Here is a 9,525-nt window from a genome sequence, read left to right on the forward strand (position 1 = left end):
CGATGTGTCAGGCCGATGGGGCCTGGAGGAAATCGCGGATCGCGAACAGCACCTCTTCGGGTGCCTCGGTCATCATCTGGTGGCCGGCTTGCAGCAGCACGGTTTTGCCATTTTTCGCCTTGGCCTGCAGCGGTGCCGCCATTTTGGGCAAGGTCATGGAATCGCCTTTGCCGAGGATGAACAGCACCGGGCACTGCACCTTGTCCATGGCGGCTTCACCGGCCGTGTAGTCGTCGCAGGCTTTGAAGCCGCGGTGAAACAGGTTGACCTGGGTGTTGCTGGCCAGCACCCGCCGCATCAGGGCTTTGGAGCCTCCGTACAGCCAGGTGCCCGGGCCCAGCGCCGAGGGCGGCGGCGCCAGCATGGAATGCGAGAAGGTGTTCACCATATCGATGGCCTTCATCGGCTGGTTCAGCGCGCTGTCCAGCAACGCGGGCGAAACCTTCATCGGGGCGGCAGTGCCCAGCAAGGCCAGGCGCGCCACCCGTTGCGGCGCGATGGATGCCGCATGCAGGGCCGTGAGGGAGCCAAAGCTGTGGCCTGCCAGCGTGGCGGTTTTCACGCCGGCCGCGTCGAGCAGGGCGATGACGAAGGCAGCCGCTTCCTCCACCGACCGGGGCGGTTCGCCTTCGCTTTTGCAGTGGCCGGGCAGGTCCGGTGCCAGCACGTTGAACCCATGGTGCGCGAAATAGCGCGTTTGCAGAATCCAGATACTGTGGTCATTGAGCACGCCGTGGATAAACACCACGGTGGGCTTGGCGGCATCAAAAGGCTTGCCGCCGGTGTAGCAATAGGTTTTATGGCCCTTGACGTCGAGGTACATGTTCAGGCCTCCGCTTTCGCTGCCGCTTTTTCGGCGGCCTTGAGGGCGCGCTTGAGGTCGTCGATCAGGTCGTCCGGGTCTTCCAGGCCTATGGACAGGCGTATCGTGCCCTGCGTGATGCCGCCGGCCGCCAGCGCCTCGTCGGTCATGCGGAAGTGGGTGGTGCTGGCCGGGTGGATGACCAGGCTGCGGCAGTCGCCGACATTGGCCAGGTGGCTGAAGACCTTGAGCGCCTCGATAAAGGCCTTGCCCTGCGCGCGGTTGCCCTTGATGTCGAAGCTGAACACCGAGCCCGCGCCGCGCGGCAGCAGTTTTTTGGCCAGCGCGTGGCTGGGATGGGATTCGAGCAGGGGATGGCCCACGCGCGAGACCAGCGGGTGGCTGGCCAGGAACTCGACCACTTTCTCGGTATTGCCCATGTGCCGCGCCATGCGCAGCGGCAGGGTTTCTATGCCCTGCAGGATCAGCCAGGCCGTGTGCGGGCTCATGCAGGCGCCGAAGTCGCGCAGGCCTTCGCGCCGCGCGCGCAGCAAAAAGGCGCCCACCGTGCTTTCCTCGCTGAACACCATGTTGTGAAAGCCGTCATAAGCCTCGGTCAGTTCGGCGAATTTTCCGGACTTTTCCCAGTCGAAGCTGCCGCCGTCCACCACGATGCCGCCTATGACGGTGCCGTGGCCGCTCAGGAACTTGGTGGCCGAGTGGTAGACCAGGTCGGCACCGTGGTCGAAAGGCTTGACCAGCCAGGGTGAGGTCAGGGTGGAATCCACCAGCAGCGGCACGCCCGCCTCATGGGCCAGGGCCGACACCGCCGGGATGTCCAGCACGTCCAGGCCCGGGTTGCCCACGGTTTCGCCGAAAAACAGTTTGGTGGTGGGCCGCACCGCCGCGCGCCAGCCGTCGATGTCGCCGGGCTTGACGAAAGTCGTATCGATCCCGAAGCGGCGCATCGTGTAATGCAGCAGGTTCTGGCTGCCGCCGTAGAGCGCCGTCGAGGCCACGATGTGCGAGCCGGCCCCCATCAGCGTGGCGATGGACAGGTGCAGCGCGGCCTGGCCGCTGGCGGTGGCGATCGCGCCTATGCCGCCTTCCAGCGCCGACACCCGCTGCTCCAGCACCGCGTTGGTCGGGTTGCTGATGCGCGAATAGACGTGACCGGCGCGTTCGAGGTTAAAGAGGCTGGCAGCGTGGTCGCTGGATTCGAAGACGAAGGAAGTGGTCAGGTGAATCGGCACGGCGCGCGCGCCGGTGCTCGGGTCGGGCGCGGCGCCCGCGTGCAGCGCGAGGGTGTCGAAGCCGGGGTCGGAATAACCGGGCATGGTTTGTCTCCAGTCAGAAAAAAGTGGCGGTGCGCAGGGAATTTGTTGCAACCGGCCGTTTGATTGTGGGCTATATTTAAACTGAATTCCCCCCTCTGGCCGCGCGCCGGTGGGACAATAGGGGCATGTTGGCAGCACAACCGAGGAGATCGCCATGAAGGTTCTAGACATACTGCGCGTTAAGGGCAACACGCTTTACACCGTCCAGCCTGACGAACCCCTGGCCAAGGCGGCGCAGGTCATGGCCGACAAAGACATAGGCTCGCTGGTGGTCATGGAGCACGGTGACCTGGTCGGCATGCTGACCTTCCGCGAGGTCATCGTCTACATCGTCAAGAACGGCGGCGAGATCGGCAGCACGCTGGTGCGCACTGCCATGGATGACCACCCGCTCACCTGCACCTCCGAAACCGAGCTCGACGAAGTCCGCCGCATGATGCTGGAGCGCCACGCGCGCTACATGCCCGTGATGAACCAGAAAGTCCTGATGGGCGTGATCAGCCTCTACGACGTGGCCAAGGCCGTGGTCGACAGCCAGAATTTTGAAAACAAGATGCTCAAGGCCTATATCCGTGACTGGCCGGCCGAGGACGCCGCCGACCACAATTAAAAAAAGCCGGCGCCCGGCCGCGTGCCGGGCCGCCAATTCCTGAAACAACAACAACGGCCCGGTGCGCAAAGCACGCAGGGCGCAAGCGAGGGCAGGGGTGAGCGACAAGCGTGATGCCGGCGGGCTGCTGTTTTATGCCTCGCTGTTTTTCTCCCGGCTGGCCGACCAGATCCTGCTGTTTCTCGTGCCCCTGGTGGTGTTCGAGACCACCGGCAGCGTCGCCTGGTCGGGCATCGCCTTCACCCTTGAGACCCTTCCGCGCTTTCTGGCCTTTCCGGTCTGCGGCGCGCTGTGCGACCGCGTCTCGCCGCTCAAGTTGCTGCGCATCAGCCAGCTGTACCGCGCGCTGGTGTGTATGGCCGGCGTCATCGCCTTCCAGTGGGCCGGCGGCGTCGGCTGGCTGATCGCGCTGTCAGCGGTCTGCGGCGTGCTGACCACCCAGGGCCTGATGGCCCGCGAAGTCATGCTGCCGCAAATCTTCCGCCAGCAGCGTTTTGAAAAAGTGCTGGCCCATGCGCAGCTCGCCGACCAGCTCGGCATGGTGCTGGGTCCTTTGCTGGCCTCGCTGCTGCTGCGCTGGATGCCCTGGCCCATGGTCGTCGGTGCGACCGCGGTGTTTTTCCTGGTCGCCGACGGCGCCGTGACCTGGTGGCATCGCCAAAGCGCCGTCACCCTGGCCGCGCCCGAGCCGGCCCCCGGCCACTGGACCGCGCCCATACGCATCGCCCTGTCGCAGGTGCTGCACCTGCCGGGCTTGAAGCAGGTGATTGCGCTGGCGGCGGGCGTCAACCTTGTCATAGGGGTCACGCTGGCCACCTCGGCCGCCATGGTGACCGGCCTGCTGCAGCGCTCGGCCGGCGACTACGCCGTGCTGCAAACGGCAGGCGCCGTGGCCACTGTCATCATCCTGCTGTTCATCGCCCGCACTGTGCTGCCGCTGCGCACCCTGGGCCTGGTGTCTTACACCGTGATGCTGGCCGGCGGGCTGCTCACCGGGCTGGCCGGCAATTTCTGGGTCTACACCGCCGGGTTTTTGCTGGTGACCGGCTTTGACAAGATGTTCAACGTCTACATCCGAAGCCTGCGGCAAAAGCTCATCCCGCCCAAGGACCTGGGCAAGACCACCGGCGTGATCGTGATGTTCAACAACCTGTCGCAACCGCTGGCCGGCATGCTGGTGGGGGTGTTTGCCGGGGTGATGGAGGGGCGGGGGGTGATTTTGGGGCTGGTTTTGGTGATGGGGGTGATTGGGGGTTTGGTTGGGATGTTGGGGAGAGGGCGTTAAGCCGGGTCTCGCCCGTCGGAGCGAGACCCGGCCCCCATCTGCAATGTCGAGCCGAATCTTGCACAATCAAACCACACCTTCCACCCCGCCGCCTTCATTGCCGCCTGTGCGGCGTTTCATGCAAACCCGACACTTCCTCCAGCTCATCGCGATGTCCGCCCTCTGGGGCGCATCATTTCCCCTTCTTCGTATTGCGAGCCCGGCCCTGGGCCCCTGGGTGGTGGCGGCCACCCGCTGCACTTTGGCGGCCATTGTGCTCAGCCTGCTGATGAGCACGCTGCGCGACCGCTGGCCGCCGCGCAGTGCCTGGCCGCAGCTGACGCTGGTGGGCCTGTTGTCGGTGGTGATTCCGTTTGTGCTGTTCAACTGGGCGGCGCTGATCATTCCTTCGGGTTACTCGGCGGTGCTCAATGCCACGGCGCCGCTTTTCGGCGTGATGGCGGCTGCGCTGGCTGGGGAAGAGAAGCTCACGCGGGTGCGCCTCCTGGGTTGCGCTGTCGGTTTTGCGGGCGTGGCGCTGCTGGTGCAGCTGGGGCCTGTGGCGGTGACACCCACGGTGATTCTGGCGGCACTGGCTTGTGTGGTGGCTTCGGCCAGCTACGGTTTTGGCGCCATCCAGATGAAACGCGCGACCATGGCCTATTCGCCGCTGCCTTCGTCGGCGGTGGTACATGTCACCGGGGCGCTGATCCTGATCGTGCCGGGCGGCATTGCCGCGCCTGCGGCCGTCCTGACGCCCGGCGCGGTGGCGGCGGTCACGGTGCTGGGTACGCTGACCTCGGGGTTTATGTACTGGATCAGCATGCGGCTGATGCGCGAGATTCCGGCCAGCGCCACCACCTCGGCGGCCTTCATGATCCCGCTGTTCGGCGTGACCTGGGGCGGGCTGTTCCTCGGGGAGCCGGTCACCGCCAGCATGCTGCCCGGCTGCATCCTGGTGCTGTCGGCCACCGCGCTGATCACGGGATTTAACCCGTTCCGCTCTGCGCCGCCTGAACCTTAAAAAGGCTAGCTCGGTTTTGCCCGGCTGATGTTGGGCGTAGTGACAACAACATCGGCGTTCTGGGCCCGCTGGCGCAGCGCATGCTCCATCACCACCAGCGCCAGCAGCGCTTCGGCAATCGGCGTGGCGCGTATGCCCACGCAGGGGTCGTGGCGGCCCTTGGTCACCACCTCGGCCGGGTTGCCGGCCGTGTCGATTGACTGGCGTGGCGTGATGATGGAGCTGGTCGGTTTGATCGCGATCGACACTTCCAGGTCCTGGCCGGTGCTGATGCCGCCCAGTACGCCGCCGGCGTTGTTGGACAGAAATCCCTCTGGCGTCAGTGAGTCGCCGTGCGTGGTGCCGCGCTGCGTGACGCTGGCAAAACCGGCGCCGATTTCCACACCCTTGACCGCATTGATGCCCATCATGGCAAAGGCGATGTCGGCGTCCAGCTTGTCATACAGCGGCTCGCCCAAGCCCACCGGCACACCCGAGGCCGTCACGCGTATGCGCGCGCCGCAGGAATCGCCGGCCTTGCGCAAGGCGTCCATATAGTCTTCCAGTTTCGAGACGTCGGCCACCGGCGCAAAGAAAGGGTTGTTGGGCACATGCTCCCAGGATTCAAAGGGGATAACCTCATCGCCGACCTGCGTCATGCAGCCGCGAAACACCGTGCCGTATTTTTCGGCCAGCCATTTTTTGGCGACGGCACCGGCCGCCACCGTGGGCGCTGTCAGCCGCGCCGACGAGCGGCCGCCGCCGCGCGGGTCGCGCAAGCCGTATTTGTGCAGGTAGCTGTAGTCGGCATGGCCGGGACGGAAGGTTTCCAGGATGTTGCTGTAGTCCTTGCTGCGCTGGTCGGTGTTGCGTATCAGCAGGCAGATCGGCGTGCCGGTGGTCTTGCCCTGGTAGACGCCGGAGAGGATCTCGACGGCATCGGGTTCGTTGCGCTGCGTCACATGGCGGCTGGTGCCGGGACGGCGGCGGTCCAGGTCGGCCTGGATGTCGGCCTCGCTCAATTCCATGCCCGGCGGGCAGCCGTCAATCACGCAGCCAATGGCCGGGCCGTGGGATTCACCGAAATTGGTGACCGCGAATAGGGTTCCTAGGGTATTTCCGCTCATGGGGGGATTATCCCCGAGGGCGCGGGCGGCCTTGCCCTGGGCGGGCTTTGCGCCGGCGCAACTGCGGCGCAGGCTGGAACATTTCATGCTTGCTGCACCGCACCAATCCCGAGTCGGATGTCTTGGTGGAACAGGAGCCCCCATGCTGGACCGCAGCGCGACCAAGTTTTCCCACGTCAAACCCGGCGACACGCAGTTTGTCTCCGGCGGTTTGCGCGATTTCTTTCTGTACCGTGACCTCGGCATTGCCGACGCGACCAACGGCAAGGTAATCGCGCACCTTGTCAAGGCAAACATGGCACCGGAAACGGGCACGGGCTGGCACCGACATGAGGCGGATTTCCAGATCGTCATCATGGTCAAGGGCTGGGCCCGCTTTATGTACGAAGACAAGGAAACCCTGGTCGAGGCCGGCGACGTGGTGCACCAGCGGCCGGGCATCAAACACTTCCTGTTCGACTACTCACCCGACATGGAGTACCTGGAAATCGTCGGGCCGGCGGATTTCAAGTCGATTGATGTCGACCCAGTCTGCGAAATCCCGCCCCCCACTCCATGGAAGTAATAGAGCCCCCACGCTCCCCCACTTCGTGTGGGTCGCTGCCCCCCGAGGGGGCCGCCCGCCCTGCGGCCCGGCAAAGCCGGTTCCGCGGGCTCATGCTGGGTTGAAGAGTTCTTTGGACACCGCCAGTGGGGGCCGAGGGTCCGGCTTCGCCGGCCCCAGGCGCCGCCCCCTGCAAGGGGGGGAACAGGCTACACGAAGTGAGCCTGGACGGGGGTGTTCAAAACTCCGCATCGAGTTCATCGATGTCGTCGGGCTCCTTTTTCGCCTCGGCCACCCACTCCTTCATCGCCGGCAACTCCATGATGCGCTTGCAATACGCTGTGCAGGCCTTGTCCAGCGCCACGTCGTAAGTCAGGAACCGTGTAACGACCGGCGCGTACATGGCGTCGGCCACCGACAGCTGCTTGCCGAACAGGTAGGGGCCGCCGTAGGCGCCCAGGCATTCCTTCCAGATCTCCAGCACGCGGTCTATGTCGGCCTGTGCGCGGGACCAGACCTTGAAGTTCGGGAAATGGGCCTTGAGGTTCATGGGCAGCGCGGCGCGCAGCGAGGCAAAGCCCGAATGCATTTCGCCGCAGACCGCCCGGCAGTGCGCGCGCAGCTTGATGTCCGCCGGCAGCAGCTGCGCCTTGGGCTTGATTTCGTTGAGGTATTCGGCAATCGCCAGCGTGTCCCAGACCTTCACGCCGTTGTGCTGCAGCGAGGGCACCAGCATGCTGGACGAGAGCAGCAGCATTTCGGCCTTCATGGCAGGGTCGTCGGGCGGGATCACTTTTTCGGTGAATTCCAGCCCGGCAAACTTCGCCAGCAGCCAGCCGCGCAGCGCCCAGGCGCCGTAGTTTTTGCTGCTGATCGTCAGGACGGCCTTGGCCATGAGATTGCTCCTTGAACCGCAAAGTTGGTCCCCACTGCCCGGGGCCGGCAACACTCCGCAAGCCCTGTGCCAGCGCGCGGGCCGGCGGGGGCGACTGGCCCGTAACTTGCCTGCATGCCGGTTACCTGGGCCACAAGCCCGAACCCCGCCAGGAAACCCATGCTTTACCAGGCCTACCAGCTCCAGTCCGACCTGCTGTCCCCGCTTCGCCTGCTGGCGCAGGGCGGCAGCGCGGCCCTCTGGCTGGGCAAAACCGAAGGCAGCCTGCTGCGCAAGCTGTCGGCGTCCATGGAGGTGTTCTCGCGGCTGCGCCTGACGCACTCACGCCCGGCTTATGGCATCAGCTCGGTCAAGGTGGGTGAGCGCGAACTTGCCGTGACCGAGGAGGCCGTGCTCAGCATGCCTTTCGGCACCCTGCTGCGCTTTAAAAAAGAGCTGCCGGCCGATTTGCCTTACCAGCCGCCGGTGCTGCTGGTGGCCCCGCTGTCGGGCCACTTCGCGACGCTGCTGCGCGAGACCGTGCGCACGCTGCTGCAGGACCACGACGTCTACATCACCGACTGGCACAATGCGCGCGACGTCGCCCTGCGCCACGGGCCCTTCGCGCTGGACGACTACATAGACCACATGATCCGCTTCACCCAGGCCATAGGCCCCGGCACCCACGTGGTGGCGGTGTGCCAGCCCTGCGTGGCGGCGCTGGCGGCCGCGGCCATCATGGCCGAAGACGACGACCCGGCCCAGCCGCGCAGCCTGACCCTGATGGCCGGTCCGGTGGACTGCCGCGTGAACCCGACCGGCGTCAACACCCTGGCCACCAGCAAGCCGATTGAGTGGTTCGAGAAAAATTTGATCAGCCATGTGCCGCTGCCGCATGCGGGCTATATGCGGCGCGTCTACCCGGGCTTTGTGCAGCTCAGCGCCTTCCTGAGCATGAACCTGGACCGGCACAAAAAATCCTTCCAGGACATGTACCAGCACCTGCTGGACGGCGACGTGGAAAAAGCCAACATCATCCGCGTGTTCTACGACGAGTACCTGGCCGTCAACGACCTGCCCGCCGAGTTCTACCTGGAGACCGTCGAGAAGGTGTTCCAGACCTACGACCTGCCGCTGGGCAAGCTCAGCTACCGCGGCCGCCTCGTCAAACCCGGCGCGATCCGGCGCACCGCGCTGATGACGGTCGAAGGCGAACGCGACGACATCTGCTCAGTCGGGCAGACGGTGGCGGCGCAGGACCTTTGCACCGGCATACGGCCTTATATGAAGACGCACCATGTGCAGACGGGCGTGGGGCACTATGGGGTGTTCAGCGGGCGCAAGTGGAACCAGCAGATTTATCCCAGGGTCAGGGAGATGATTCATGCGAGCATGGGGTAAGGGGGCTGGGCCGGGTCTTGCTCCGGCGAGCGCGTTCTTGCCCATTGCATAGGCTTGCTGGCCGGGGTTGCCCGGCGGCAACTCACTTTTCTTTGCTTCGCCAAAGAAAAGTAAGCAAAAGAAAGGCGACCCTGGTGTATGCGTCCCTCCGCTTCGCTGCGGGCAACCTGCGGTGCTCGGTCCAGCCGGGGTCTCGCTAAACTCGCTCCGTTTCACTCCGCTCAGACAACGCGATCCCTGATCCGTCTGGACCTCCGCTCCTCGGCGCATACACAAGGGGGTGGGGACAGGAATACCGAACAGCCGAATACCGAAATCCACAAGGGCACGCCTTGACGTGTCCTTGTGTGTATTGGTCTTCTTTGTCTTTTAGTATTCGGCTCCCGATCCCGATTGCCCCGTCCTGGCTGGGCCGAGGAGCGCAGAGACAAGCGGATCAGGGCCGGCGTTGTCTGAGCCGAAGGCGAGTTTAGCCGGACCCCGCTTGGCTCGAGCACCGCAGGTTGCCCCGTAGCGAAGCGCAGGGGACCCAGACTGCGGGTCGCCTTTCTTTTGGGTACTTT

The 9,525-nt window shown here is 64.9% G+C and carries 9 protein-coding genes; 5 read left to right on the forward strand and 4 right to left on the reverse strand.

From position 1 onward, the window contains the following. Positions 1–7: 7 nt before the first annotated feature. A complete protein-coding gene (locus tag AC1DUN_RS05795) occupies positions 8–823 on the reverse strand; it encodes an alpha/beta fold hydrolase (RefSeq protein ID WP_477713101.1) in 816 nt (271 codons plus the stop codon). A gap of 2 nt (positions 824–825) precedes the next feature. Next, positions 826–2,139 (reverse strand): O-acetylhomoserine aminocarboxypropyltransferase, encoded by a 1,314-nt coding sequence (locus tag AC1DUN_RS05800; protein WP_477713102.1) that lies wholly within the window; start codon positions 2,137–2,139, stop codon positions 826–828. A 154-nt stretch (positions 2,140–2,293) separates the two neighbouring features. On the opposite strand from AC1DUN_RS05800, the gene AC1DUN_RS05805 reads away from it, so the two are divergent. The 3 genes from AC1DUN_RS05805 (at position 2,294) to AC1DUN_RS05815 (ending at position 5,037) form a co-directional block, all read left to right on the forward strand. After that, the gene (locus AC1DUN_RS05805) at positions 2,294–2,749 is read left to right on the forward strand and encodes a CBS domain-containing protein (protein WP_007865225.1); all 456 of its coding nucleotides are present in this window, start codon (positions 2,294–2,296) and stop codon (positions 2,747–2,749) included. A gap of 97 nt (positions 2,750–2,846) precedes the next feature. After that, entirely contained in the window at positions 2,847–4,034 is a 1,188-nt protein-coding gene (locus AC1DUN_RS05810) for an MFS transporter (RefSeq protein ID WP_477713103.1), read from the forward strand. Between the two features lie 118 nt (positions 4,035–4,152). Next, positions 4,153–5,037: a DMT family transporter gene (locus AC1DUN_RS05815; protein ID WP_477660829.1), complete on the forward strand. Its 885-nt coding sequence runs from the start codon at positions 4,153–4,155 to the stop codon at positions 5,035–5,037. 5 nt (positions 5,038–5,042) lie between these two features. On the opposite strand, the gene aroC is transcribed toward AC1DUN_RS05815, so the two are convergent. After that, positions 5,043–6,143: a chorismate synthase gene (gene aroC, locus AC1DUN_RS05820; RefSeq protein WP_477713104.1), complete on the reverse strand. Its 1,101-nt coding sequence runs from the start codon at positions 6,141–6,143 to the stop codon at positions 5,043–5,045. Positions 6,144–6,285: 142 nt separating this feature from the next. On the opposite strand from aroC, the gene AC1DUN_RS05825 reads away from it, so the two are divergent. Continuing rightward, positions 6,286–6,708, forward strand: a complete 423-nt coding sequence (locus AC1DUN_RS05825) for a cupin domain-containing protein (protein ID WP_477660835.1) — start codon at positions 6,286–6,288, stop codon at positions 6,706–6,708. Positions 6,709–6,925: 217 nt separating this feature from the next. On the opposite strand, the gene AC1DUN_RS05830 is transcribed toward AC1DUN_RS05825, so the two are convergent. After that, positions 6,926–7,582 carry a glutathione S-transferase gene (locus tag AC1DUN_RS05830; RefSeq protein ID WP_477713105.1) on the reverse strand — a complete coding sequence of 219 codons (657 nt, stop codon included), beginning with the start codon at positions 7,580–7,582 and terminating at the stop codon, positions 6,926–6,928. Between the two features lie 159 nt (positions 7,583–7,741). Here AC1DUN_RS05830 and AC1DUN_RS05835 point away from each other — a divergent pair, with 159 nt between their 5' ends. Further along, entirely contained in the window at positions 7,742–8,962 is a 1,221-nt protein-coding gene (locus AC1DUN_RS05835) for a polyhydroxyalkanoate depolymerase (protein ID WP_477713106.1), read from the forward strand. Positions 8,963–9,525: the final 563 nt, after the last annotated feature.

The sequence above is a fragment of the Polaromonas sp. P4_F6 genome, from assembly GCF_056401275.1.